Raw genomic sequence first — 24330 nt, 5'->3', positions numbered from 1 at the left:
TCACACTCTCATCAGCACGTCCATCATCTCCTTGATGGTCGAGATGATGCGCGCATTGGCGGCGTAAGCGGTCTGGAGTTCGATCAGCGTCGACATTTCCTGGTCGACATTGACCTGAGAGGTGGCCTGGAAGCGGCTCTGCACCGAAGCCAGCGCGACCTGCTGGCCCTGATCGAGGCGCTTGGCCGTGTCCGCCGCCTGGCCGGTGGAGCTGACCACGCGCTGGACGAAGGAGGTGATGCTTTGGCTGCTGGTCGCGGTCGAGCCGTCGAAGCCCGTCGCATTGGTGAAGGCGCGCTGGCTCTGCGTCAGTCGCTGCAGCATGAGCTGCGGCCGCGTCGTGTCACCCGCCGCGGTCGTGGTGTCGTAAGCGACGAGTTTGGACCGGTCGGCGATCAGCGCCGGGTTGACCACGATCCGCCCGGCATAGCCGACGAGCTGGGAGCCGTTGTCATAGGAGCCGGTATAGGCGGCGTTGCCGCGCGCGCCATCGACGAAGAAGGGCAGCTCCGCCGCGCCGCCCGCCGAGGACAGCACCGAATTGGTCGGCCGCGCGGTCACGCCCAGGACATCGCGCGTGCCGGCCGCGCCGTCATCGAGGATGGTGAGCGTCGAGCCTGAGCCCGAAACGGTGAAGTTCGTGCCGACGGCAGCCTGGATCTGGGCCGCGACGGAGGCGGTGCCGCCGGAGAAATCGATGCCGACGACGCGGTTGTTGGCGTCCCCGCTGGCGGAGGCCGGCAGGGGCAGCGAAGAGGCCTGATCGACCCGCACGAAGGTGAAGCGCTGCGTCGTGCCGCCCGGCGTGACCTGATAGTCGAGCGTGACCGTATTGCCCGATTGCAGCCCGGTGAGATCGACATCGAAGCCGGTCGCGGCGCCCGACGTCGCCGCCGTGCCCTTGACCTCACGGTCCGACAGCGCGCTCGACATCTGCGCGGCGATCTCGTCGAGCTGCGCCTGGGCCTGGACCAGCGTCTTGTCGCGCAACTCGATATTGGCCGCGATCGCGCCGGAGCGGAACGTGCCATTGGCGATAGCATCCCGCGCATTGCCGGAGCTGTCGGTCATCGTGATGGTGCCGACGCCGCGCTTCGTCGGGTCCGAGCTCCACTGCGATCCCGCGCTTATTCCCTGATGCTCGTCGAAGGAAAAGGTCGCGGCGGGTCGGCCATCGAAGAGCTGCGTGCCCGAGCTGGTCGTGATGCTCAGCGACCCTTGCGCGTCTTCGGTGGTCTTGATGTCCACATACTGGGACAGCTCGGCGACGACCCGGTCGCGCTGGTCCTTGAGATCGGCCGTACCCGTATCATTCGGCTTGCCGACGATGCTGGCATTGATCGAGGTCAGCGAATTCAGCAGCGAGTTGACCTTGGTGACACCGTCGGCGATCCCGGCTTCAGCCTGCGAGCGCAAGCTCTGAACACCGTCGGAGAGCGTATTCAACTGCCCGGCGAGCTGATTGGCTGCGTCGAGAACGCCGGTGCGCAGGCTGTAAGACGACGGATCGTTCTGCAGCGACTGCAGCGAGCTGGTGAAATTGCTGTAGATTGAATCGAGCGCCGTCGTGCTGCCTGGCTGGCCGAAGAGCTGGTCGAGGTTCGACAGCGCATTGGAGCGCGTCGAGCTATAGGCAGCGCCGGATGTCGACTGCCAGAGCTGGCGCTGGACGATGACATCGAGCAGGCGCTGAACCGCGGTGCTGCCGGTGCTGACCGTATTGCCGGCCAGCGTGTCCGTGGTCGAGACCTGACGGCGGACATAGCCCGCCGTACCGGCATTGGAGACGTTTTGCGAAACGACGCCGATGCCGATCTGCGTGGCGTTGAGGCCGGCGACCGCAGTGTTCAGGGAAGTGGTGAGGCCCATCGTCAACTCCTGTCGTCACCCGCGGCCCTTCTGGGCCGCGTCAACTCCTTGCGAGACTTCAGCGGATGATGGCGAACACGTCGCGCAGCATGTCCTGCGCCGTGGTGATCACCTTGGTGTTGGCCGAATAAGCCTGCTGGGTGACGATCATCTTCGAGAATTCGTCGGCGATATCGGTGTTGGACTGCTCGACATTGCCGCCGATGAGCGTCGAGGTACCCAGGCCCACGATCGGCGCGCCGGACTCGATCGTCTCCGCGAAGGCGCCGCCATCCAGCCGCTTCAGGGCATTGCCGGCGTTGAAGCGAGCGGTCGCAATCTGCGCCAGCGCCTTGACCTGACCATTGCTGAAAGTGCCGACGACTTGCCCCGCAGCCGAGATCGAGACGCGGTCGAGCGTGCCGGCGGTGTAGCCGTCCTGGCGGATGCTGCGGGCATTGATCTCGCCGCTGACATCGCCATTCTGCGTCAGGCTGGCGCCGCCGTTGGTGGTGAGGTTGATCGGGTTCGCCGCCGAGCTGATCGTCGTGCCGGCAATCGTCATGGTCGGCAGCAGGATGTTGCCGCTCGCGGGCAACGTCATCTTGCCGGCTGTGTCGAACGTGACGTCCACATTGGCGTTGCGATAGGCCACCGTCGCGCCTGTGGCGCTGGTGTTTTCTGCGACGAACAGGTTCCAGGTGTCGGCAACGGCCGGCGGTCCAGCGGCTGCATTGGAGACCTTGGCCCAGCGCAGATCGACGCTCGTCGCCTTACCCAGTGAGTCGTAGACCGTTGCCGAGCCGCCTTGGATCGACTGGGCCAGGAAGTTGGTCAGGTCGGTGCCGATGACGACGCCGTTGCCGCCCGTGGTCGTCGAATGCGGATCCGATCCAGCAGTGTATGAGGCAGCCGGCTGAAGCAATTCGGAACCCGGGATGGTCTTGTCGGAGCGCGTCGTCGCCGGATAGGCCGGGATATTGGCGCTGTATTCGATCGAGGTCGTCGCCTTCGCCGGATATTGCTCCTGCGTGATGCGCAGCACCTGGGGGTCGCTGCCGATTACCTGCCCCGTGACCGTGTCGATCTTCTGGCCCTTCAGGAAATAGCCGGCGCCATTGACGAGATAGCCATTGGCGTCGAAATCGAAATCGCCGCGGCGGGTGTAGAGGTTTGAGTTGGAGAAGGTCGTGTTGCTGCCGAGGCCGCTCTGACGCTGGTCGACGACGAAGAAACCGTCGCCATTGATCGCCGCATTGGTGTCGATCTTGGTCGCCGAGAGATCGCCCTGAATCGTCGTGGTCGCCTGGCTGTAGGCCGCCACCGAGCCCGCGATCTGGCGGTTCAGCGCCGAATCGGGGATCAAGTCGGAGAAGGTCGTATCGACGCGCTTGAACCCGGCCGTCCGCGAGTTGGCGATGTTGCCGGAAATGTTCTCCAGCGCGTAGGACTGCGCCTGGAGACCCGACACCGCCGTCGTCAACGCACTGAAAACACCCATGGCAACCTCACCTCGACTGGCGCACGATCAGCGCCCCACAACATCGAGGCTTGATCTGCATGGCCTGTGCCATGGGTTTGGGCCTTATTCGTCAAAGACTTGGATGGTTTCGAAAGCGTAGCGCGGCGGTTTCGACCGGGCAAAACCGCCGCAGCCCGGCAAACTTTGCCGGGCTCAGCTCAGCTCTCCGCTCCAGTACTGCGCCAGCCCGACAAATCGCCGGCGACATCCGACAGGGATGGCGGCCGCGCCTCGACGAAAGGCAGCGGCCGGCAGACCGCCAGCGCCGCCAAGCCGATGCGGGCGGTCAAAAGCCCGTTCAGCACGCCTTCCCCCAGCTTGGCGGAGAGCCTGGCCGCAAGCCCCTGCCCCACCACCTGCTGGATCACGGCGTCGCCCGCCGCGATGCCGCCGGTGACGACGAGATGGCCCAGCACCTGCCGCGCCAGTCGCAACAGGCCGAGCGCGCCAGGCCTGCCGGCATAGATGCCGGCGATCGCGCGCAGCAGCCTGGCGCAGGCGACGAGCACGAAGACGATGTCGACCAGCGCGCGCGGGCTCACCGCCGTGACCAGCGAAACCCGCCGCGCGGCCTGCGCGATCTGCGCCTGGGCGGCGAGGTCGAGCGGCGCCATCAGACTGCGCTCGGCGATGGCGAGCACATCGCGCGCCGCGAAGAGTTGCGGCAGCGCCTCATCGAGCGCGGCACGGCCCTTCGCCGTTTCGGGGCGTGAAGCGTAAAGCGCCTTGAGATCGCCGGCGATCGCCTTGGCCTCATCGGTGCTGCCGCCCGCGAGAAGAGCCGTCGCACGCAGGCGCAGCGCCTCGACCTTGCGCTCGCGCAGGATGTCGCTGAGGACGCGGGCCAGCATCACCAGAAGCGCAAGCGCGGCGAAACCGGCGCAAACCAGCGCCGCATAGCCGAGCACCGGATTCTGCGTCATCAGCGCGGTGACGGTGTTTTCCACCCAGACTCCGACCGCGAGCGTCAGGAAGCCTGACAGGCCGGCGACGAACACGCTGCCCCAGGAGAAACGTCGCCGCGCCACGGGAGCTGCCGCCGGCTCGGCGGCGTCGAACGGCTCGCTCTCGGGCAGGATGGCGACATTGTCTTCCCGGATAACCCCCTCGCCGGCCGCCTCCAGCGGTTGCGGGTCGAGGCGGATCGCGCGCGGCGCCTTGCCCGTCATGACAGAAGCTCCATTAGACCGGCCTCCTTCATGCGAGCTTGTCCCCGATCAGGAATTCGAGCGCCCGATCGAGCCTAATCTGTGGCGGCGGCCGGGTCCGCCCGCCGGCATCGGGCGCGACCAGAGGCGGCCGGAAGCGTGGCGCGCGAATCTGCCAGCGAGCAGCTGGATCGAAGATCGCCTCGGGACGTTCCGGCAACTCGCCGGGAAAGATCGCCGCTTCCGCCACGCCGTCGAAGACCTCCCCGCCGATCTCCTCGCCTGCTTCCGGCACCCCGGCGATCGCGGGCAATTCGTCGCGCCCTTCCTTGATCCGGACCTCGCGCGTCGCGCGCACGGCGGCGAGCGCCATCGCCTCGACCCGCGCACCCGCCCCTTGCGCCCGGGAGGTCGCCCGCGCCACGAGATGCGACATCACTGCCGCCAAGCGGTCATGGCTGGCATGGTGGATATGGTCCGCCTTGGTCGCGGCGAAGAGCACCCGCTCGATCCGGGGTGCGAACCAGCTCGACAGCCAGGAATTGCGCCCGACCTGGAAAGCCGCCAGCGCCTGCCCCAGCGCCGTCTCCAGGTCGGCCAGGGCCGGCGCACCGGCATCGAGCGCAGCCAGGGCATCGACGAGCACGATCTGCCGGTCGAGACGGGCGAAATGATCGCGGAAGAACGGCGCCACGACGACGCGCTTATAGGCCTCGAAGCGCTCGGCCATCAGCCCGGCCAGCGTGCCGGGCAAAGGCTCGGTGTCATGCCCGAGATCGAGCGGCGCGAAGGTCAGCGCCGGCGAGCCCTCGAGATCGCCCGGCATCAGGAAGCGCCCCGGCGGCGTCACGGCGACCGCCTCGGGATCGGCCCGCAGCGCCGCGAGATAGGTCTTGAAGACGCTGCTCGCCGCTTCCGCCGCGAGCTCGTCGGCCGGCCCCGCCGGATCGCGCCCAGCCAGATCCGCAAGCCAGTCGGAGGCGAGAGCACGGCGATGCGGCTTGCGTGCATCGGCCACGGCCTGGGTCGACCAGGCCTTGTAGTCCTGGCCCATCAAGGCGAGATCGAGCAGCCATTCACCGGGATAGTCGACGATGTCGAGGGTCAGCGTCGCCGGTCCCTTGAACCAGCCGGCCGCGCGCTCATAGTCGATCTCGACGCGTAATTCGGAAATCCGCCGCGTCGATTCCGGCCAGCGCCGTTCGGGACCGTTCAGCGCGGCGCGATGCGCCTCATAGGGAAAGCGCGGAATATCGGGATCGGGCTGCGGTACCAGCCTGACCCGCGCGATCCGCCCCTCAGTCGCGGCTTTCAGCACCGGCAGCTTCGCACCCTCGATCAGGTTCTGGATCAACGCCGTGGTGAAGACGGTCTTGCCCGAGCGCGACAGGCCGGTGACGCCCAGCCGCAGGCGCGGTCGCGCCAGGCCAAGCAGGCTGTCGCCGAAGGCAAGCGCGGCGTTGCGGGCCTCGTCGAGATAGGAGGGCTGGCTCATGCTCCGAAATGGATTGGCATGCGAGGCAAGGCTGGAGTGGCCGTCGAGAGCCGAGGCGGAGCGGAGATCGTCCCGCGAGCACCGGAAGCGCAGATGGTCGCGTCAGGCGACCACCCCGGTGGATGGATCGAGCCATCCCTCACTCGTCCGGCCCCTCGCCTAGCGAAGCCGGCGTAACGAAACGGTCGAGCCGGCCGCCGCGCGGGCCGAGATCGCGCCAGTCCTCGATCGCGAAATCGAGCACGGCGAGCCCGCAGGTCGGATATTTCTGGCTCATCCGCGCCGAGGCGTAGCGGTCGCCATGGCCGGTCAGCATCGCGGCCAACTCCTCGAAGCCTGGATTGTGCCCGATCATCAGCAGCGTGCGTACGCCTGGCTCGACCTCCTGCGCGGTGTGCAGCAAGCGTTCCGTCTTGGCCTCGTAGATACGCGGCTCGACATGGCTCGGCGGCTTTTCCGGCAGCATCGCCGCCACCAGATCCCAGGTCTCCAGCGTGCGTCGGGACGGCGAGATCAGCACGAGGTCGGGCAGCAGCAACTCCTCGGCGAGATAGCGCCCCATCACCGGCGCCGCCTCGCGTCCGCGGGTCGCGAGCGGCCGCTCGCGATCGGCCACCCCGGTGGGCCAGTTCGACTTGGCATGGCGCAGAAGCATGAGGCGTCGCATCTGCGCAACCTAACCATCCGCAGGAAATTTTGCGAGAGGAGACGAAGCCTGCCGTTTACCTTCACCTCACCGGGCTGAACCGCCTTAGCGGCTCTCGCGCCGCGTCATGAAGGCGAGCTTCTCGAACAGCGAAACGTCCTGCTCGTTCTTGAGCAGCGCGCCATGCAGCGGTGGGATCAGTTTGCGCGGGTCGCGCTCGCGCAGCATCTCGGGCGTCATCTCCTCGGCGACGAGCAGCTTGAGCCAGTCGAGCAGTTCCGAGGTCGAAGGCTTCTTCTTGATGCCGGGAACCTCGCGCACCTCGAAGAACAGCTTCAGCGCCTCCTCCATCAACCGCTTCTTGATGCCGGGGAAATGCACCTCGACGATTGCCTGCATCGTCTCGGCATCGGGGAAGCGGATGTAATGGAAAAAGCAGCGCCGCAGGAAGGCGTCGGGCAATTCCTTCTCGTTGTTGGAGGTGATGATCATCACCGGCCGCCGCGCTGCCTTGATCGTCTCGCCGGTCTCGTAGACATGGAACTCCATGCGATCGAGCTCGAGCAGCAGGTCGTTGGGGAACTCGATATCGGCCTTGTCGATCTCGTCGATCAGCAGCACCGGGCGCTCAGCCGAGACGAAAGCCTCCCAGAGCTTGCCGCGCTTGATGTAGTTGGCGATGTCGGAGACGCGCGCATCGCCGAGCTGGCTGTCGCGCAGCCGGCTGACCGCATCATATTCATAGAGCCCCTGCTGCGCCTTAGTGGTCGATTTGATGTGCCAGGTGATCAATGGCGCGCCCAATGCTGCAGCAATCTCCTCCGCCAGCACCGTCTTGCCGGTGCCGGGTTCACCCTTGACCAGCAGCGGCCGCTCCAGCCGGATCGCGGCATTGACGGCAACCGTCAGATCCTCGGTCGCGACGTAATTATCAGTGCCTGCAAAACGCATCGTCGGTCCCTTTGAAAGATGCCGTAGACGCTAGCTCAGGATCGCCGAAACCGGAAACCCGCTTCCCGTGAAGTCCTTCATGAATCACGGGGCGTAACGCCGCATGCGCAAAGGGTAGAGGTTGTTAGGGACTATGGGGATGATTTGATGAGGTCAAAACGCCGGAGATGGGAGGAGCATTGCGCAGGCGATACCATCGGTATCGGCAAGCGATGCGACGCTGCAGCTCCGCCGTTTTCACCTCACCCGCAGGGCGCGCGTCAAATCATCCCCATAGTCCCTAACAGCCTCTGGTTCCTGCATGGATGCAGGCCTCCGACGGTTGTATTGCCGTCGCGTAACCCGCAAGCTCCCAGGCCTCTTCTCACCGCCGACTCGCAAGGACTGACGTGGCCGGAACTGTCGACCCTTCCGTCTATAAGGATGCCATCGTCGTGCTCGCCACGGCCGGCGTCATCGTGCCCTTCGCCAAGCGCTTCAAGGTCAACTCGGTCGTCGCCTTCATGGCTTGCGGCGCGCTGCTGGGGCCTTTCGGCCTCGGCGGGCTCGCCTCCTCGATTCCGCTATTGAGCAGCATCACCGTGGCGAAGGCCGAAGCCCTGGCGGGGCCGGCCGAACTCGGCGTCGCCTTCCTGCTCTTCGTCATCGGGCTCGAGCTGTCCTTCGAGCGCCTGATGACCATGCGCCGGCTTGTCTTCGGCCTCGGACTCGGCCAGGTCGCGCTCTCGGGCGGCGTCATCGGCGCGGTGGCCTACTGGCTCGGGCAACCGGCGGCAGCCGCGCTCATCATCGGCTTCGGCCTCGCCTTGTCATCGACCGCCATGGTGGTCGAGTTGCTCTCGGCCAAGCGCCGGATGACCTCGTCGGCCGGCCGCGCCAGCTTCGCCATCCTGCTCTGCCAGGACATCGCCGTCATTCCGCTGCTCTTCCTGGTCAGCGTGCTCGGTGCGCAAGCCGATGGCGGCTCCCTGCTGGCGGGTCTCGCCCAGGCCCTGGTCCAGGCCTTTGGGGCGATCGCCGCCATCGTGGTGATCGGCCGGCTGGCGCTGCGGCCGCTGTTTCGCCTGGTCGCCTCGACCGATTCGTCGGAGAGCTTCATGGCGGCGACACTGCTGATCGCGCTCGGAACCGGCCTGATCGCTGCAGCCGCCGGCCTGTCGATGGGGCTGGGCGCCTTCATCGCCGGCCTACTCCTGGCCGAGACGGAGTATCGCCGCGCCATAGAGGTCACGATCGAGCCGTTCAAATCGCTGCTGATCGGCGTGTTCTTCCTCACTGTCGGCATGGGCGTGAACCCGGCCGATCTCGCCGCCCATCCCCTCGCCATCCTGGGCATCGCGATCGGCCTGTTCGCGGCGAAATCCCTGCTCGTCTTCGGACTGGCGCGTCGCTTCAAGCTGTCACGCGCGACCGCGCTTGAAACAGCGATCATGATCGGACCCGGCGGCGAGTTCGCCTTCGTGCTGTTCGGCGGCGCCGTCTCGGCCAAGCTGCTCTCGCGGAATGCAGAGAGCCTCGTGCTGGCCGCCGTCTCGCTGACCATGGTCGTGCTGCCGCTCCTGGCCCGGCTGGCCCGGGCCTTGTCGCAGCGACTGGCCGTGCCCGCGATCCTGCCCGAAGAGGCCAAGGTGCTGCCGCCGGACGATCATTCGGCGCGCGCCATCGTCGTCGGCTGCGGCCGCGTCGGCCGTCTCGTCAGCGCAATGCTGGAGGAGCACCGCAAGCCCTATATCGCGATCGATTTCGACCCCGCTTTGGTCGCGACCCAGCGCCGTTCCGGCCGGCCCGTCTTCTATGGCGATTCGACCAATCTGGACTTCCTGCGTCTCAGCGGCCTCGACGAGGCGACCGCGCTGATCGTGACCATCGACAATCCGCGCGCCGTCGATGCCACCGTGCTGGCCGCGCGCACGCTCAAACCCGACCTGGTGATCGTCGCCCGCGCCCGCGACGCCAGCCATGCCCGCCATCTCTACCAGATCGGCGTCAACGATGCGGTTCCAGAGACGATCGAGGCGAGCCTGCAGCTCTCGGAGGCGGCTTTGGTCGGGCTCGGCGTGCCGATGGGCCTCGTCATCGCCTCGATCCATGAACGGCGCGACCAGTTCCGCACTGAACTCAAGCCCTCAGGCGCTCCGGCACAGGCCCTTCCACGGGACGCGCGCTCACGAAGGTTGTGACGCTCTGCAGGGGCGCGCAGGGCGGCTCGTTGCGCAGCGTCTGCCCCAACGGCTGCGCCACCCGCTGGATATGCCCGTAGAACTGCTCGGCGCTGCGGCGCCAGCTATAATGCGAGGCGAGCTCCAGGCACGTCTCGCGCGGGATGCGCAGCGCCGCCAGCGCCGCCGCCCGCAAATCCTCGCTCAGCACGGCAGCCCCACTGCCGGCGAAGACATCGCTCGGCCCCTGAACCGGGAAGGCCGCGACCGGAAGGCCGCTGGCCGCCGCCTCGAGCAGCACGATGCCGAAGGTGTCGGTCAGGCTCGGAAACACGAAGACGTCGGAGGAGGCGTAGATCGAGGCCAGGTCCTCGCCCTCGCGGGTGCCGAGGAAATGCGCGTCCGGATAAGCCCGCTGCAGATCGGCCCGCGCCGGCCCGTCGCCGATCACCACCTTGCTGCCGGGCAAGCGTAGCGAGAGGAAGGCCTCGAGGTTCTTCTCGACGGCGACGCGCCCGACGCTGAGGAAGATCGGCCGCGGCAGGTCGAGCACGCTCATCGGGCGCGGATGGAACAGCCCAAGATCGACGCCGCGCCCCCAGCGCACGATCTTCTCGAAGCCATGCTGCCTGAGCTCGGCCTCGACCGACGCCGTCGACACCATGATCGCCTCGGCCGGGCCATGGAACCGACGCAGGAAGCGGTAGCTCCAGCTCTCGGGAATGGGCCAGCGCGCCGCGACATATTGCGGGAAGCGCGTGTGGTAGCTCGTTGTGAAGGGCCGCTTCTGAGCCAGGCAGACGGCACGCGTCAGCCAGCCGATCGGCCCTTCCGTCGCGATGTGGATATGGTCCGGCTTGAACTCGGCGATCCGCGCAGCAACCGCCCGGCGCGTCGCCAGCGCGATCCTGATATCGGGATAGGTCGGCAAGCCGATCTGCCGGAACCCCTCCGGCGTCAGCACCTGCGGCGTCACGCCGAAAGCCGGCCCCGCCTCGAACATCCGCTCCAGCGACCTGACCACCCCGTTGATCTGGGGTCGCCAGGCATCCGTCGCGATCAGCAGGCGCATCACGCGGCCTCGACGAGCGCGGGGGCCGGCTCCGGGCGCACCTTGACGACGACCGGCACCGGCGCCTCGCCCTTCAGCCGGTATTGCGGCCAGCGGATCATCTCGAAGCGCCCGTCATGGTGCTCAATGAAGGCGGTACAGCTTTCGACCCAATCGCCGGTGTTGATATAGGTCAGCCCCTCGATCTCGCGATGCGCGGCGTGGTGGATATGCCCGCAGATCACGCCGTCGGCATGGTGCCGGCGCGCCTCGGCAGCCAGGCAGGTCTCGAACTCGCCGATATAGTTGACCGCATTCTTGACCTTGAGCTTGGCCCAGGCCGAGAGCGACCAATGCGGCAGATGCAGCCGGCGGCGCACCTTGTTGACGACGGTGTTGCAGGCGAGCGCGACCGTGTAGGCCCAGTCGCCCATCAGCGCGAGCCATTTGGCGTTGCGCACGACGAGGTCGAACAGATCGCCATGGATCACGAGCAGGCGCTTGCCGTCGGCGGTCTCGTGGATGATCTCGTCGACCAGGGTGATGCCGCCGAACTGCAGTCCGGCGAAGTCCCGCAGGAAATCGTCGTGATTGCCGGTGACGTAGATCAGCTTCGAGCCTTTGCGCACCTTGCGCAGCAGCTTCTGGATGACGTCGTTATGCGCCTGCGGGAAGTACCAGCCGCTCTTCAGCCGCCAGCCATCGATGATGTCGCCGACCAGATAGATCTGCGGCGCGTCATAGGCGCGCAGGAATTCCAGCACGAGATCGGCCTGTGCGCCGCGCGTGCCCAGATGCAGATCGGAGATGAAGATGCTGCGAACCTGCTTCGCCTCGTCATCGTCGCTCATGCCCGCTTGCCCGTTCCGTTGCGATGCTGTCGGCGTTTGGCTGATTTGCGTTGCGCTTTGATGACGGAACCAGCGATCCGTGCTCTGGCTCGCTTTCGAGGCAACTAGTTTCCGGAGAAAAATCATGGATCTTGGGATTTCCGGCCGCACGGCCATCGTCTGCGCCTCCAGCAAGGGTCTTGGCCGCGGCTGCGCGCAAGCGCTCGCCGAGGCTGGTTGCATCGTCGTGGTCAATGGCCGCGACGCGGCCACGCTCGAAGCCACCGCGAGCCAGATTCGTGCCAGCACCGGCGCGACGGTCATCGCCGTGGTGGCTGACGTTTCGACACGCGCGGGGCAGGACGCCTTGCTCGCAGCGGCTCCCGAGCCCGACATCCTGGTCAACAACAATGGCGGGCCTCCGCCGAAACCGTTTCGCGATGTGTCTCGCGAAGCGCTGCTCGAAGGCGTCATCCAGAACCTGGCGACGCCGCTGGAGCTGGTTCAGCGAGTCGTCGACGGCATGATCGCGCGGCGCTTCGGCCGCATCGTCAACATCACCTCGGCGAGCGTGCTGACGCCGCTGACGGGGCTCGACGTCTCCTCGGCGGCGCGCGCGGGGCTTACGGCCTTCCTCTCCGGTGTGGCGCGCGAGGTGGCCCATGCCAACGTCACCATCAACAATGTCCTGCCCGGATCCTTCGACACCGACCGGCTCAAGAGCGGAACGGCGCGAATGGCTGCCATCAAGGGCATGACGCCAGAGGACTTCGCCGCCACCCGCAAGGCCGAGATCCCTGCCAGGCGCTTCGGCACGGCCGAGGAATTCGGCAATGTCTGCGCCTTCCTCGCCAGCCAGCATGCCGGCTACATCACCGGCCAGAACCTGCTGATCGACGGCGGCGTGTTCAGGGGCAGTTTCTGAGCCGCCGCTCGGCCATCCCTCGATCGTCGAGACGAGGATGGCCGCCGACCGGCAGCCCATCAGGCCAGGACACCAGCGTCAGACAGGACATGGTCGTTGACGCCCCTTGGGCGGCTCGCTAACGGCCGCCCGGAAAATGCCCGGAAAGAACATCCACGGAGACTGGGAAATGCTCAAATATGCGATTGTATTCGGCAGCATATACTTGCTTTGCATCGTCGTTTCGGTTGCGGCTTCGAGCCTGCTGAATTTTGATCTGCCCTCTTCGATGGGCATCATCATTCTGATCGCCGCGCTCACCGCCCCCGTGCAAAGCTTCGTGAAAGACCATCAGCGTGTCTTCACCACGGGCGAGCGGGCGCTCTTCGCGGCCTGGATCGGCCTTGCCGTGGTCGTGCTCAATCTCTGCCTGGGCGTTGCGTTTCTTTACGGCACCGACGCCCTGCTCGGCGGGACGAACCCGATCAAGGCCATGCTCGCCCAGGCGGCAAGGAGCGGCATTTCCGCGCCTGTCGCCTTTCTCGCCATGGCCGCGATGTCCTTCGTGGTCAGCTGGATCGTCGCGTTCTTCTTCGCCGGCTTCTATGCGCGGCAAAGCCTGAAGCGCCTCGGAGTATCATAAGAGCGTTACGGCAAAGGCCGCGGAGACTCCCGCTCCCCGCCTATCGGGGTTGCAGAGTTGACGCTTTGAAGCGTGGGCTGGACATGGTCTAAGGGGAGCGGTCTTCTACAAGACCCTCCTCCCTGCCCTCCCTCCGCGCCGGTCCGTTGTCACCTCTCCTCGGCATTTGCCTCAAGCTCATCTCTGCCCTCGCCTTTACCTTGATGGCAGCCGGCGTGAAATCGATCGCGAGCCGTTATCCGACGGGCGAAATCGTCTTCGTGCGGTCCTTCTTCGCCCTGATTCCGCTGCTCACCTGGCTCGCCTGGCAAGGTGGCGTCGTCGCCTCGCTGAGGACCAGCAATCTGCGCGGCCATCTCAAGCGCGGCGTCATCGGCTCGACCGGCATGTTCTGCGGCTTCGCCTCGCTGCAGTTCCTGCCCCTCTCCGATTCGATCGCGATCGGCTATGCCGCGCCGCTCGCCGTCGTCGTGCTGGCCGCCGTCATCCTGAAGGAACGTGTGCGGATCTATCGCTGGAGCGCGGTCACGGTCGGCTTCATCGGCGTGCTGATCATGCTCTCGCCCTATATCACCGGCGTCGGCAAGGGGCTTGCCCCGGGGCCTGCCTTCGGCGCGGCGATCGGCCTGGCCGGCGCCTGCTGCTCGGCCTTCGCTTCGATCGAGGTTAGGCAATTGACCCGCAGCGAGGGCACCGGCGCGATCGTGTTCTATTTCATGCTGATGACCAGCGCGCTCGGGCTCTCCACAGCGATGTTCGGCTGGCACATGCCGAACCTGCAGGATGCGGCAATGATGCTGGCAATCGGCATCCTCGGCGGCCTCGGCCAGATCTTCCTCGTCCAGGCCTATCGCTATGGCGACGCCTCGCTGATCGCGCCCTTCGAATACTCGACCATGCTCTGGGCCGTCGCGATCGGCTGGTTCGTCTTCGGCGACTGGCCGGCGACCGCCGTGCTGATCGGCGCGGCGATCGTCATCACCTCCGGCATCTATGTGATCCTGCGCGAACAACAGCTCGGCCTGCTCAGGCGCGAGCAGCGCGAAGTCGGGTCGACGCGCACGACCTGACACAGGGGCGATCACGAGCTTCAGCTTGCCGCTTGCGTCAGGAACGGGCATTGTCCGCTCAGACAAACAATCGTTCGCCTCCGCAAACGACAGACAGGTAAGACGGTCAAAACGAATGGGCATCGAGACCAAGGAGCGCAGTGGCCGGGAGCTTGAATCCGGGGCCCAGATCGTCTCCGGGCAACTCGGAAAGACGATTCAGCGCCTGCGCAAGGCCTATAATCTCTCGCTCTCGGAACTCGCCGAGCAATCAGGCGTGGCAAAGTCGATCATCAGCCAGATCGAGCGCAACGAGACCAACCCGACGCTGGCGACGATCTGGCGGCTGTCGCAGGCACTCGACATCTCGATCGAGCGCGTGCTCTCCAGCGGCGAAGAAGAGCCCTTCATCGACAAGACCAGCCGCAGCGACACACCGATCCTGGTCTCCGAGGACGGCAAGCTCAGGCTCGCCATCATCGGCTGGATCAAGACCGTCGAATGGCTGCAATGGTACGAGATCCAGGCCGAGCCCGGCGGCGAGCTCGACTCGGAAGGCCATCAGCGCGGCTCGATCGAATCGCTCTCCGTCACCTCGGGCGAGTTCGAGGTCGAGGTCGGCGACATCATCCAGCGCGCCAAGGCCGGCGACACACTGCGCTATCGCTGCGACCGGCGCCACATCGTCCGCTGCGTCGGCGATCAGCCCGGCTCGGCGCTAATGGTGTGTATCCTCAAGGCGGCGGTGATGGAGTAAGTCGACACGACCCACTGTCGACAGAGCGCTTACCGGCTTTACTCGGATTTAGCGGCGATGCCTTGAAGCTCCCACAAGCTGCAATGCTAGCGCGGGCTCTCGAGAGGACACTATGGTGGAAAGCGCGAAGCCCTTTGTCCACGTCGTGTTCGGAATGTCAGCCGCCGGCAGCTTGCGTCAGGCTCTGGCCAAATTGGCGCTGGACCAAACCGTCCTCGGCTTGCCGGATGATCTCAGCTTCGGCCCCATCAATCCACCTGCGCACGATGTTCGCGACCAGTGGATCGAAGAGGTTCTCGGCTATGACGATTACGAGGAATATGGGCAGCGCGCCGAGATTTTCTGGAAACAGGCAACTGACACAGCCGTCACTCCCGTGGCGTGGGTTTGCCGGCGTTGCGCGTCCGAGTATTCAGGTTTTCTCGAATTTCTGTGGCGGATCGGCGACCAACACTTTCTGGTCATCGACATGACCGACTTTCAATTTCCCGCCAACCCTAACCGCCCCGGCTCCGGCTCGTGGATTACGTCGACATTCGGATTTGTCAGTGAGAATTACATCGTAAATTCTGGGATTATCGACACGCAGACGACGCTCGAAAAGCGTCAGATCGATGCTTATCGCGCGCTGTGGGCGCATCTGCGAACGGAGAACGCGCCCTTCCGTGTCGTCTCGGACGCCGGACTTCGATCAGCGCCGATCACCCATTTCGACGAGGCCATAAAGTCTTGCCTCACGCAGGATTGGCAAAAGTGCGCCCGGGTAATCCACGAAACAATGGGGATTCTCTTGGACGGCAACTTCCATCAATCCGGGAATCTGATCCTCGAATCGCGACTGAGAATGCTCGGAGCGCAGCACGCGGTCGAAATCAGAGGGGACGCCTCGGACTCACGGACAAGCGAGGCGCGCCTGCCGCCGCCGACCATTACCGCATAGAAAAAACGGCATTTCCCTCGCGCGATCGTCCTGCAGCTTTCAAAGAAAACGTCAGTTACTCTGAGCTGCAGCCGGCCTCGCCGGCCCCTGCACCGCCGGCAGTGACTTCAGATACTCCGCCATCGCCAGACGGTCGGCATCCGACAATTGCGCGATGTTGCGCACCACCGCCGCCATCGAGCCGCCGACGCTGTCGAAGCTCGGCGTGAAGCCGGTCTTGAGCAGTTCGGCGATCTCCTCCTTCGACCATTTGCCCAGGCCGTCCTCGGCCTGGGTGATGTTGGGCACCCAGCCCTTGCCTTCCGGGTCGGGCCCGCCGGCGAAGCGCGTCGCCTGGACGATGGCGCCGAGCGCGTTGCGGCTCGAATGGCATTCGGCGCAATGGCCCGGTCCGTTCACCAGATAGAAGCCGCGATTCCATTCCTCGCTCTTGCCCGGATCGGACTTGAACGAGGCACCGTCGAAGAAGAGCAGCTTCCAGCCGCCGACGACACGGCGGATGTTGAAGGGGAACCGCAACTCATGCGGCACGGCCTTGCCCTCGACCGGCGCGAGCGTGCGGATATAGGCGAAGAGATCGGCCAGCGCCTTGGGCGGGATCAGCCGGTAGGAGGTATAGGGGAAGGCCGGATAATAATGCTGCCCGGCTGGCGAGACGCCGGTCGCCATCGCATCGACGAAGTCCTTCACGCCCCAATTGCCGATGCCGTCGCGCGTATGCGGTGAGATGTTGGGGGCATGGAAGGTACCGAAGGGCGAGCCCAGCCCAAGCCCGCCGCCGAGCCTGAGCTTGTCGTCCTGGCCGGGCGTGGCGTGACAGGACGAGCAGCCGCCCGCAGCGAAGAGCAGCTTGCCGTTCTCGATGTCTGGCGCCGGCAGCGCGCCGATCTGCGGAGAAGACGAAACCACGCGCGGGTCGGTCAGCACATAGAAACCGGCAAGGCCAAGCGCCGCCAGCGCGACGAGGGTAACCAGCAGGCGGCGCAGCAGCAGCATTCTCATCCTCTCCCGAGATTGCGCGCAGTCTAGAGCGTTTTCGAGCGAAGTGGATACCGGTCCGCGTGAAGAAAACGCGTCAGAACAAAGAGCTAGAGCAATTGTCGATCCGATTGGATCGGCAATTGCTCTAGCTCAGAACCACGACCTCATCCCCGGCACGTCGCGAAGCAACGCCAACCCGGAATGAGGCCGTATGTTCAAGCACGACGATACGTTCTTGGTGGAACGCGCCACGCAGCAGAAAGCTCCGCCGGCCGCCGTCAAAAACCGGCGGCGCTCACTTCTTGATACGATAGGTCTCGTGGCAGGCGGCGCAGTTCTTGGTGACGGTGCCGAATGCGGTGCGGAACGAGGCGAGATCGGTGGTGGCAGTCGCCGCAGCCGCGGCATCATTTTCGAACTTGACCTGTAACGCCCTGAAGCCAGCCTGATCTTCCCAGATCTTCGGGCCGGCGGTGGTGTCGCCGTTCTTGGAGCTGTCGGGAAACAGCGTCTCCATCTTCTTGCCGGAGTCGACATAGGTCTTGAAGATGCCCTGGACCTTGGCGGCGTCGAACGCCTCCTCGCCCTTGGCGATCTTGGCGCCGAGCCCGGTGGCTCCACCGATCGCCTTCATCGTGGCCTTCCGTTCCACGACCGGATCGGATTGAGCCATGACGGCGGAAAAACCGAGCACCAGAACAGTGGCGGCAAGAGCAAAGCGGATCATGCGTCGTCATCCCCGAAGGCTTCCCGGCGCTCAGGATGACGCCGGTTAGAACCTTTCCAGATCACAACAGCCGAGCGCTGTCGCCAAGCCGGTCTCACGCGATTGGCATTTGCATTATAGCAAATACAATCTTGCATTAGCGCCAAACGACCTCAGGGTTCACCAAGTGATCCCCTGAGGCCTGAATCCGTCGCTCATCGAAGAGCGAGAGCCGGATCCAAACGAAAAACCGGCTCCCACTTCTTCGCAGCCCGCTCCTAGAGCGGATACCCGGCCTGCTTCAGCGCATTGAAGACCTTGATCGGGGTCGCCGGCATGTCGATCGCCCTGATGCCGGCCGCGCGATCGAGCGCGTCCACCATCGCATTCATCACGGCCGGGCAAGCTCCGATGGCGCCCGCCTCACCCGCGCCCTTCACACCCAACGCATTGGTGAGGCAGCGCACATTGCGCGTCTCGAAATGGAAGTTGGGCACGTCGACCGCACGTGGCAGGGCATAGTCCATGAAGGTCGCGGTCAGCATCTGCCCCTCGGCGTCGAAGCGGATCTCCTCCATCAGAGCCTGGCCAATACCTTGCGCCGCGCCGCCATGGACCTGCCCTTGCAGCATGATAGGGTTCAGGGTTACGCCGAAATCATCGACCACGACATAATTGAGGATCGCGGTCGCCCCGGTGCCGGGATCGACCTCCAATTCGCAGACATGAGTGCCGTTGGGATAGGTCGCCTCCGGCGGCTGCCAGCTCTGGTGAACCTTGAGCATGGCTGAGGTCGCTCCCGGCAGCGCAGCGATGGCGGCGAGGTCGAGCGCCTTGTCGGTGCCGACGACGCGCACCGCGCCATCGACGATCTCGAGATCGCCGACACCGGCCTCAAGCTTCTCCGAGGCGAGTTGCTTGAGATTGTCGGAGAGGATTGCGGTCGCCTTGTCGAGCGCTGCGCCGCCGACCGGGATCGAACGCGATCCGCCGGTGCCCGAGCCGGTCTCGACCTTGTCGGTATCGCCCTGGATGACGCGGATGCGGTCCATCGGAATGTCGAGATGCTGCGAGACCAGCTGCGAATAGGCGGTCTCATGCCCCTGCCCGTTCGACTGGGTGCCGATCAACACGGTCACCATGCCGTCCTTCTCGAGGATCACGGTCGAACTCTCTGGCCCGCCGCCACCGCAGGCTTCGATATAGCAGGCGAGGCCGATGCCGCGGATCTTGCCGGCCTTGGTCGAGGCCTTGAGGCGGCTCTTGAAGCCCTTCCAGTCCGCCACTTCCATGGCGCGGCGCATATGCCCCTCGAACTCGCCGGAATCATAGACCGGCCCGGTCTGGGTCTTGTGCGGCATCTCGCCCGGCTTGACGAAGTTGAGCACGCGCACGGCGTCGGGCGTCTTGCCGGTCTCGCGCGCGACCGCATCGACCAGCCGCTCGATCAGATAGGCCGCCTCGGGGCGGCCGGCGCCGCGATAGGCATCGACTGGCGTCGTATTCGTCAGCACGCCCCTGAAGCGCACATGGACGGCGGGAATGGCGTAGCAGCCCGGCGTCATCGTGGTCCCGACCCAGGGGATGAAGGGTCCGTACTGGGAAAGATAGGAGCCCATCTCGGCGGCGAGATCGACTTTGAGGGCGATGAACTTGCCCTTCTTGTCGAGCGCGACCGTCGCCGTGGCGAGATTGGCGCGACCATGGGTGTCGGCGAGGAAATGCTCGGTGCGGTCGGAGACCCAGCGCACCGGGCGCTTCAGCATCTCGGCAGCGACCATCGTCAGCGGGTATTCGCGATACATGAAGATCTTGGTGCCGAAGCCGCCGCCGACATCGGGCGTGACGACGCGGATGCGCTTGGGATCGACCTTCAGGATATAGCTCGCCAGGATGTCGCGCGTGCCATGGCTGCCCTGGCTGCCGAGCGTCAGGGTCCAGCGCTTCGTCTCCTTGTCGTATTCGGCGATGCAGGCACGCGTCTCCATATAATTGGAGGCGAGCCGGTTGTTGACGATGGTGACGGAGACGGTGCGGTCGGCCTTGGCGAAAGCCTCCTCGGTCTTGGCCTTGTCGCCCTGCTCGGCCTCGAAGGCGACATTGCCCGGCCGGTCCGGCCAGACCTGCGGCGCCTTGGGCTCCAGCGCAGCGGCGATACCGGTGATCGAGGGCAGCGTCTCCCAGGAGATGTCGATGGCCTCGGCCGCGTCGCGCGCCTGGTCGAGAGTCTCGGCGACGATGAAGGCGACCGCCTCGCCGACATGGCGCACGATGTCGGTCGGCAGCACCGGCACGGGCAACGGCACGACCGGCTCGCCCGAGATCGTCTTGATCAGACCCTTGCAGGGAATGCCGCCGAGATGGGCGACGTCCTCGCCCGTCAGGATCAGCTTCACGCCCTTCATCTTGCGCGCCGCGCTCTTGTCCCGGATCGTGAATTTGGCATGCGCATATTGCGAGCGCAGCACGAAGGCATGCAGCGCGCCCTCGACGGCCGTATCATCCGTGTAACGACCTGCGCCCGTGGTCAGGCGGTGATCCTCGACACGCCGCACGGGCTGGCCGAATCCGAATTTCATGGGACGCATGAGCCGATATCCTCAGATAAGTCGAATGAAAGACTGGCCTAGAAACGAAGCTCAGTCACCCCAGCACGCGACACGCCGGGATGCATGCAGCGCATCGCTCAGCGGGCGGTGCGGATCGCGGTCTCCGATAGCGAGACCATGGTGTTGTAGGAGCTGACGAGCCAGTTCGCGTCGCTGGCTGCACCGCGCCGGACATCGCCCTTGCCACGGCTGAGTTTGTCGCGAAAATCCCTCAGCCGGCCGAGCCAGGAACTCGCCTGGCTTTCGATGAAGGGCACGCCTTTGGGCTCGGTCTCCTTGAAGCGGTCCATCTCGCGCACCGCGCCGGCATAATCGGCCACGGCCGCGTCGAACGCCTTGAGGTCGACGATAGGCTTCTCATTGCTCGGCATCAGATCCATCACCCCCCGGGCGTTGATCATGACGTTGCGGACCTGCCAGCGCACCGAGCGACCTTCCCGCTGCTCGACGGCGGCGAGCTCGCGTTGATCGAGCCCTTTCTTGTAGACGCGCATCTGGGCATCGAGCGTCGCGCGCTCATCGAGGAAGGTTTTTGCGGCCGGCACCATCAACATGTGCAGGCTGCGCCCCTCGGCAGCGTTGTCGTCGCGATAATCCTTGCGCTCGTAATAGCGCTCCGCCCTGGTGATCAGCGGCGCAAGCTCCTGATAGGCCTTGATGTAGCGCCCGATCGTCTGGTCGATCTCCGGCAGCATCGGCGCGTGGGTCGCAGCCTCCTCGGCACGTTTGATCTCGCCGGCGACGTCGTAGAGGCTGTAGAGCCCGTAATCGATGTAGCGCTCCTTGCCGGTCGGCCCCTTCTTCATGTCGACCCAGCTCGCATAGCGCTCCCAGGACTGGATCGCGCGCAGTGTCCGGTTCATCAGGGCGGTATAGGCGTTGGACTTGGCGATGGCGGCCTGGAGGCCAGCCTCGTCAGCGGCTGGCGCGGCAGTTGTCGCCGCTCCCTGAGCCTGGGCGCCGGCAGGTGTCAGCGCCAGCAGCGCGCAGGCAAAGGCCGCGCTGCGGAGAAACAGGGAAATCGGCATGTCTGAATCCTCGTCATCCGCCAGGGCTCGAAGGCTGCAGGCCCGGTCAAGCCTTCAGTGCTCGACCGGCTCGCCTCGCATCGCCCAATCCTTGAAGCCGCCGAGATAATGGCTGTCGATGTCGAGCCCCGCCGATTGCGCGAATTCGAGCGCGCGCAGCGAGCGTACGCCGGCAGCGCAGGAGAAGATGACACGCTTGCCGGGCTCGTCGGGAATGGCGGCAGGATCGAATTGCGAGAGCGGCAGCGAGGTCGAGCCGGGAATATGGCCGGCGGCGAATTCATGCGGCTCGCGCACATCGACCACCAGGATCGACCCATCCGCAAGTCCGGCCTTGACGGCGTCGATATCGAGATCCTTCACGATCAAGGCGCATCTCCAGCTCAATCCAGCAGATTTACCAGATAGAGCGTGAGCGCCGGAATTGCCACCACGATGCCGAGCCGGATGCAGTCTTCCCGATCAATTCGCCGACGGCAGGTATCTTGACCGAACAGCTTGGCGCGCATCGATCTGGCGTAAACGGAACTCGGCGATCGCCGCCCGAAGACCCGGCTGAAACGATCCGCGCATATCCCCATGCAGGAAATTATGGAGAGCCAGCCGTTGGCTGGGCCTCGGCGCCGGTGCCCGCTCGGGGCGGGTTTTGCGGCTGCGCCTGGGGGACGCAGCCGGTCTTGGGATCCGTCGCCGGATCGAGCGGAACCTCGCTCAGGCCTGCGCCGGAATCCGTAGCACCCAGCCCGGCTGGATCAGGTCGGGGTTTTTCACCGGCGGCGTATTGGCCTTGACGATGTCGGTGTATTTGGCGCCCTGGCCCTTGCCGTAATGCTCTTCGGCAATCTTCCAGAGCGTGTCGCCCTTCTTGACCGTGTAGAACACGGCGGGAGCGGCTTCCTTGGTCACCGCGAGATCGGATTCGACCGAGGCGACCCCGGTCGTGTTCCCCAGCGCCAGGATGATCTTCTCGGCCTGCTCGGTCGAGACCGCCGTGCCCGAGACCTTCACCTTGTCGCCATCGATCGAGATCGCGACGTCGGACGGCAAGCCATGACCGGCCAGCTCTTTCTGCAACTCGTCCGCCGTGGCGGCCTTGGCTGGTGTCGAGCCGAAAATCTTCGCGCCCGCATCCTTGATGAAACTGAACAGACCCATGAGGCTTCTCCATCTGTTGGGGGGCATATCAAGCCCTCTCAGCATGATAAGTTCAAGACAGGCGTTGCATTTTTGCGCGAATACAACTCTTCCTTGCGTCACCCGACAGGCCCTTTTCGGCACAACTGCTCTGACGCGGCGGCCTCTTCCCCCCGTAATGACGGGCTGGCACAAGCGCCCCAGGACACCTGCCCCAGGACGCCTGCCCCAAGACACCTGCCCCAAGACACCAGCCCAGGACACCGACGGAGTTCCCCCGATGCTGACGCTCGCCCAGGCCCAGACCATTCTCGCAACCGCTCTCTCCTATGCCGAAAAGAGCGGCTTTAAGCCGCTCACCATCGCAGTTCTCGACGCGCGCGGCGCGCAGAAGGTCTTCGCGGCGCAGGACGGCACCAGCCTGAAGCGTGGTGAGATCGCACTCGGCAAGGCCCACGGCTCGATCGCGATGGGGCTCGGCTCGCGCGCCCTCCACAAGATGGCGCAGGAGCGGCCCTATTTCATCGAGGCGGCGACGCATGCGGTCGGCGGCTCGCTCGTGCCGGTGCCCGGTGGCGTGCTGATCCGCGACACGAACAACATGCTGCTCGGCGCGGTCGGCGTCTCCGGCGACACCTCGGACAATGACGAGGCGGCCGCCGTCGCCGGAATCACCGCTGCCGGGCTCAGGGCCGACACTGGCGCCTAGATCACGTCGCATTCGGACGGTTCCGTCCGAATGCGAAAAACGTGACCGGCTCCAAAAGTCGAGAGCATTGCTCTCGCGAAAACATGCGCCGAACCCAAAAACACTTGCCAGACGCCGCGCGAGGCATCATGTCACGCGCGGCGCTGTTCGGTTTGCCGAATTTTTGAACGCTTCAAAGGAAATGAGATGAGCGACGTGGCCGTTCCCGGTGAGGTCATCACCACGGATGTCGTGATAGTCGGCGCGGGTCCGTGCGGGTTGTTTGCGGTTTTCGAGCTGGGGTTGCTCGACATCAAGGCGCATCTGGTCGACATCCTGCCCAAGGTCGGCGGGCAATGCGCCGAGCTCTATCCGGAGAAGCCGATCTACGACATTCCGGGCTTTCCGATCGTCACCGGCCAGGGCCTGGTCGACAATCTCGTCGAGCAGATCAAGCCGTTTGGCCCGACCTTCCACTTGAACCAGATGATCGAGGCGCTGGAGCCGATCGGCACGGCAGACGCCCCGCGCTTCCGCGTCACCACCGATGCCGGCACGGTGTTCGAGACCAAGACCGTCATCGTCGCCGCCGGCGGCGGCTCGTTCCAGCCCAAGAAGCCGCCGATCCCCGGCATCGAGGCCTATGAGGGCAACGCGGTGTTCTATGCCGTGCGCAAGATGGAGGCCTTCCGCGGTCGCGACATCCTGATCGTCGGCGGCGGTGACTCAGCGCTCGACTGGACGCTCAACCTGCAGCCGATCGCCAAACGCGTCACGCTGATGCATCGCCGCGACGATTTCCGCGCCGCGCCCCATTCGGTCGAGCAGATGCGCGCGCTCGTCGCATCCGGCCAGATGGAGATGAAGCTCGGCCAGGTCACCAGCCTCAAGGGCGAAGGCTCGGCGCTCCAGGCCGCGATCTGCCGGGACAGCGAAGGTCAGACCTTCGAGATCGCCTGCGATACGCTTCTGCCCTTCTTCGGGCTGACCATGAAGCTCGGGCCGATCGCCGATTGGGGCCTCAATCTCCACGAGAACCTGATCCCGGCCGATACCGAGAAGTTCGAGACCTCGACGCCTGGCATCTTCGCCATCGGCGACATCAACACCTATCCCGGCAAGCTCAAGCTCATCCTCTCGGGCTTCCACGAGGCCGCGCTCGCCGCCCAAAAAGCCCATCGCTACGTCTATCCCGACAAGCGACTGACCTTCCAGTACACGACCTCCTCAACATCCCTCCA

Annotated in this window: 23 protein-coding genes; 8 read left to right on the top strand and 15 right to left on the bottom strand. The window is 65.2% G+C overall.

Annotated elements, in window-relative coordinates; genetic code table 11:
* The 6 genes from flgK to BMZ97_RS19550 form a co-directional block, all read right to left on the bottom strand.
* Entirely contained in the window at positions 1 to 1869 is a 1869-nt protein-coding gene (gene flgK / locus BMZ97_RS19575) for a flagellar hook-associated protein FlgK (protein WP_092173458.1), read from the bottom strand.
* Between the two features lie 58 nt (positions 1870 to 1927).
* The gene (locus BMZ97_RS19570; protein ID WP_092173455.1) at positions 1928 to 3349 is read right to left on the bottom strand and encodes a flagellar hook protein FlgE; all 1422 of its coding nucleotides are present in this window, start codon (positions 3347 to 3349) and stop codon (positions 1928 to 1930) included.
* Positions 3350 to 3528: 179 nt separating this feature from the next.
* The gene (locus tag BMZ97_RS19565; RefSeq protein WP_092173453.1) at positions 3529 to 4539 is read right to left on the bottom strand and encodes a YcjF family protein; all 1011 of its coding nucleotides are present in this window, start codon (positions 4537 to 4539) and stop codon (positions 3529 to 3531) included.
* Positions 4540 to 4567: 28 nt separating this feature from the next.
* A complete protein-coding gene (locus tag BMZ97_RS19560; RefSeq protein ID WP_092173450.1) occupies positions 4568 to 6013 on the bottom strand; it encodes a YcjX family GTP-binding protein in 1446 nt (481 codons plus the stop codon).
* A 139-nt stretch (positions 6014 to 6152) separates the two neighbouring features.
* Positions 6153 to 6680, bottom strand: a complete 528-nt coding sequence (locus BMZ97_RS19555; protein ID WP_092173447.1) for a SixA phosphatase family protein — start codon at positions 6678 to 6680, stop codon at positions 6153 to 6155.
* Between the two features lie 84 nt (positions 6681 to 6764).
* Positions 6765 to 7610, bottom strand: coding sequence for an AAA family ATPase (locus BMZ97_RS19550; protein WP_092173444.1), 846 nt, complete (start codon positions 7608 to 7610; stop codon positions 6765 to 6767).
* A 389-nt stretch (positions 7611 to 7999) separates the two neighbouring features.
* Between BMZ97_RS19550 and BMZ97_RS19545 the strand changes: the two genes are divergently transcribed.
* Positions 8000 to 9790, top strand: coding sequence for a cation:proton antiporter domain-containing protein (locus BMZ97_RS19545; protein WP_244546506.1), 1791 nt, complete (start codon positions 8000 to 8002; stop codon positions 9788 to 9790).
* On the opposite strand, the gene BMZ97_RS19540 is transcribed toward BMZ97_RS19545, so the two are convergent.
* Positions 9729 to 10841, bottom strand: a complete 1113-nt coding sequence (locus BMZ97_RS19540; RefSeq protein ID WP_092173443.1) for a glycosyltransferase family 4 protein — start codon at positions 10839 to 10841, stop codon at positions 9729 to 9731. The two genes, BMZ97_RS19545 and BMZ97_RS19540, sit on opposite strands and share 62 nt — an antisense overlap.
* Positions 10841 to 11671, bottom strand: a complete 831-nt coding sequence (locus BMZ97_RS19535; RefSeq protein WP_092173440.1) for a UDP-2,3-diacylglucosamine diphosphatase — start codon at positions 11669 to 11671, stop codon at positions 10841 to 10843. Before BMZ97_RS19535 ends, BMZ97_RS19540 begins: the two co-directional genes overlap by 1 nt.
* A 124-nt stretch (positions 11672 to 11795) precedes the next feature.
* On the opposite strand from BMZ97_RS19535, the gene BMZ97_RS19530 reads away from it, so the two are divergent.
* From BMZ97_RS19530 to BMZ97_RS19510, 5 genes are all read left to right on the top strand, one after another.
* The gene (locus BMZ97_RS19530) at positions 11796 to 12575 is read left to right on the top strand and encodes an SDR family oxidoreductase (RefSeq protein WP_092173437.1); all 780 of its coding nucleotides are present in this window, start codon (positions 11796 to 11798) and stop codon (positions 12573 to 12575) included.
* 136 nt (positions 12576 to 12711) lie between these two features.
* A complete protein-coding gene (locus tag BMZ97_RS19525; protein WP_348272117.1) occupies positions 12712 to 13197 on the top strand; it encodes an ABZJ_00895 family protein in 486 nt (161 codons plus the stop codon).
* A 146-nt stretch (positions 13198 to 13343) separates the two neighbouring features.
* Positions 13344 to 14267: a DMT family transporter gene (locus BMZ97_RS19520; RefSeq protein WP_092173431.1), complete on the top strand. Its 924-nt coding sequence runs from the start codon at positions 13344 to 13346 to the stop codon at positions 14265 to 14267.
* Between the two features lie 115 nt (positions 14268 to 14382).
* Positions 14383 to 15003, top strand: a complete 621-nt coding sequence (locus BMZ97_RS19515) for a helix-turn-helix domain-containing protein (RefSeq protein WP_092173428.1) — start codon at positions 14383 to 14385, stop codon at positions 15001 to 15003.
* A 115-nt stretch (positions 15004 to 15118) separates the two neighbouring features.
* Positions 15119 to 15943, top strand: coding sequence for a DUF3658 domain-containing protein (locus BMZ97_RS19510; protein WP_175525633.1), 825 nt, complete (start codon positions 15119 to 15121; stop codon positions 15941 to 15943).
* A 51-nt stretch (positions 15944 to 15994) separates the two neighbouring features.
* Here the strand turns inward: BMZ97_RS19510 and BMZ97_RS19505 are convergent, their stop codons facing one another.
* From BMZ97_RS19505 to lysM, 7 genes are all read right to left on the bottom strand, one after another.
* Positions 15995 to 16939: a c-type cytochrome gene (locus tag BMZ97_RS19505; protein ID WP_092173421.1), complete on the bottom strand. Its 945-nt coding sequence runs from the start codon at positions 16937 to 16939 to the stop codon at positions 15995 to 15997.
* 280 nt (positions 16940 to 17219) lie between these two features.
* Complete coding sequence (locus tag BMZ97_RS19500) at positions 17220 to 17651, bottom strand: c-type cytochrome (RefSeq protein WP_092173418.1); 432 nt, start codon at positions 17649 to 17651, stop codon at positions 17220 to 17222.
* Between the two features lie 257 nt (positions 17652 to 17908).
* Entirely contained in the window at positions 17909 to 20218 is a 2310-nt protein-coding gene (locus tag BMZ97_RS19495) for a xanthine dehydrogenase family protein molybdopterin-binding subunit (protein WP_092173415.1), read from the bottom strand.
* 98 nt (positions 20219 to 20316) lie between these two features.
* Entirely contained in the window at positions 20317 to 21267 is a 951-nt protein-coding gene (locus tag BMZ97_RS19490) for a YiiG family protein (RefSeq protein WP_092173412.1), read from the bottom strand.
* A 54-nt stretch (positions 21268 to 21321) separates the two neighbouring features.
* Entirely contained in the window at positions 21322 to 21636 is a 315-nt protein-coding gene (locus tag BMZ97_RS19485; protein WP_092173409.1) for a rhodanese-like domain-containing protein, read from the bottom strand.
* A 14-nt stretch (positions 21637 to 21650) separates the two neighbouring features.
* Complete coding sequence (locus BMZ97_RS31755) at positions 21651 to 21776, bottom strand: hypothetical protein (RefSeq protein WP_280141763.1); 126 nt, start codon at positions 21774 to 21776, stop codon at positions 21651 to 21653.
* Between the two features lie 202 nt (positions 21777 to 21978).
* Positions 21979 to 22422, bottom strand: coding sequence for a peptidoglycan-binding protein LysM (lysM, locus tag BMZ97_RS19480; protein WP_092173405.1), 444 nt, complete (start codon positions 22420 to 22422; stop codon positions 21979 to 21981).
* A 259-nt stretch (positions 22423 to 22681) separates the two neighbouring features.
* Between lysM and BMZ97_RS19475 the strand changes: the two genes are divergently transcribed.
* Together BMZ97_RS19475 and BMZ97_RS19470 are read left to right on the top strand one after the other, a co-directional pair.
* A complete protein-coding gene (locus BMZ97_RS19475) occupies positions 22682 to 23110 on the top strand; it encodes a GlcG/HbpS family heme-binding protein (RefSeq protein WP_092173402.1) in 429 nt (142 codons plus the stop codon).
* A gap of 186 nt (positions 23111 to 23296) precedes the next feature.
* A partial coding sequence (locus tag BMZ97_RS19470; RefSeq protein WP_092173399.1) for an NAD(P)/FAD-dependent oxidoreductase occupies positions 23297 to 24330 on the top strand: 1034 nt, incomplete at its 3' end.

Origin of the sequence: Allobosea sp. OK403, from assembly GCF_900113835.1 — a bacterium.
Taxonomy (GTDB): Bacteria; Pseudomonadota; Alphaproteobacteria; order Rhizobiales; family Beijerinckiaceae; genus Allobosea.
This window is presented reverse-complemented; position numbering and strand designations above follow the sequence as displayed.

Bases quoted from the DNA above. Each gene is read 5' to 3' on its own strand.
- BMZ97_RS19570 (WP_092173455.1), bottom strand. From the start codon at position 3,349: ATGGGTGTTTTCAGTGCGTTGACGACGGCGGTGTCGGGTCTCCAGGCG.
- flgK (WP_092173458.1), bottom strand. From the start codon at position 1,869: ATGGGCCTCACCACTTCCCTGAACACTGCGGTCGCCGGCCTCAACGCC.
- BMZ97_RS19550 (WP_092173444.1), bottom strand. From the start codon at position 7,610: ATGCGTTTTGCAGGCACTGATAATTACGTCGCGACCGAGGATCTGACG.
- BMZ97_RS19560 (WP_092173450.1), bottom strand. From the start codon at position 6,013: ATGAGCCAGCCCTCCTATCTCGACGAGGCCCGCAACGCCGCGCTTGCC.
- BMZ97_RS19505 (WP_092173421.1), bottom strand. From the start codon at position 16,939: ATGCTGCTGCTGCGCCGCCTGCTGGTTACCCTCGTCGCGCTGGCGGCG.
- BMZ97_RS19535 (WP_092173440.1), bottom strand. From the start codon at position 11,671: ATGAGCGACGATGACGAGGCGAAGCAGGTTCGCAGCATCTTCATCTCC.
- BMZ97_RS19490 (WP_092173412.1), bottom strand. From the start codon at position 21,267: ATGCCGATTTCCCTGTTTCTCCGCAGCGCGGCCTTTGCCTGCGCGCTG.
- BMZ97_RS19495 (WP_092173415.1), bottom strand. From the start codon at position 20,218: ATGCGTCCCATGAAATTCGGATTCGGCCAGCCCGTGCGGCGTGTCGAG.
- BMZ97_RS19530 (WP_092173437.1), top strand. From the start codon at position 11,796: ATGGATCTTGGGATTTCCGGCCGCACGGCCATCGTCTGCGCCTCCAGC.
- BMZ97_RS19540 (WP_092173443.1), bottom strand. From the start codon at position 10,841: ATGCGCCTGCTGATCGCGACGGATGCCTGGCGACCCCAGATCAACGGG.
- lysM (WP_092173405.1), bottom strand. From the start codon at position 22,422: ATGGGTCTGTTCAGTTTCATCAAGGATGCGGGCGCGAAGATTTTCGGC.
- BMZ97_RS19500 (WP_092173418.1), bottom strand. From the start codon at position 17,651: ATGATCCGCTTTGCTCTTGCCGCCACTGTTCTGGTGCTCGGTTTTTCC.
- BMZ97_RS19525 (WP_348272117.1), top strand. From the start codon at position 12,712: ATGCCCGGAAAGAACATCCACGGAGACTGGGAAATGCTCAAATATGCG.
- BMZ97_RS19565 (WP_092173453.1), bottom strand. From the start codon at position 4,539: ATGACGGGCAAGGCGCCGCGCGCGATCCGCCTCGACCCGCAACCGCTG.
- BMZ97_RS19555 (WP_092173447.1), bottom strand. From the start codon at position 6,680: ATGCGACGCCTCATGCTTCTGCGCCATGCCAAGTCGAACTGGCCCACC.
- BMZ97_RS19515 (WP_092173428.1), top strand. From the start codon at position 14,383: ATGGGCATCGAGACCAAGGAGCGCAGTGGCCGGGAGCTTGAATCCGGG.
- BMZ97_RS31755 (WP_280141763.1), bottom strand. From the start codon at position 21,776: ATGCGCGCCAAGCTGTTCGGTCAAGATACCTGCCGTCGGCGAATTGAT.
- BMZ97_RS19475 (WP_092173402.1), top strand. From the start codon at position 22,682: ATGCTGACGCTCGCCCAGGCCCAGACCATTCTCGCAACCGCTCTCTCC.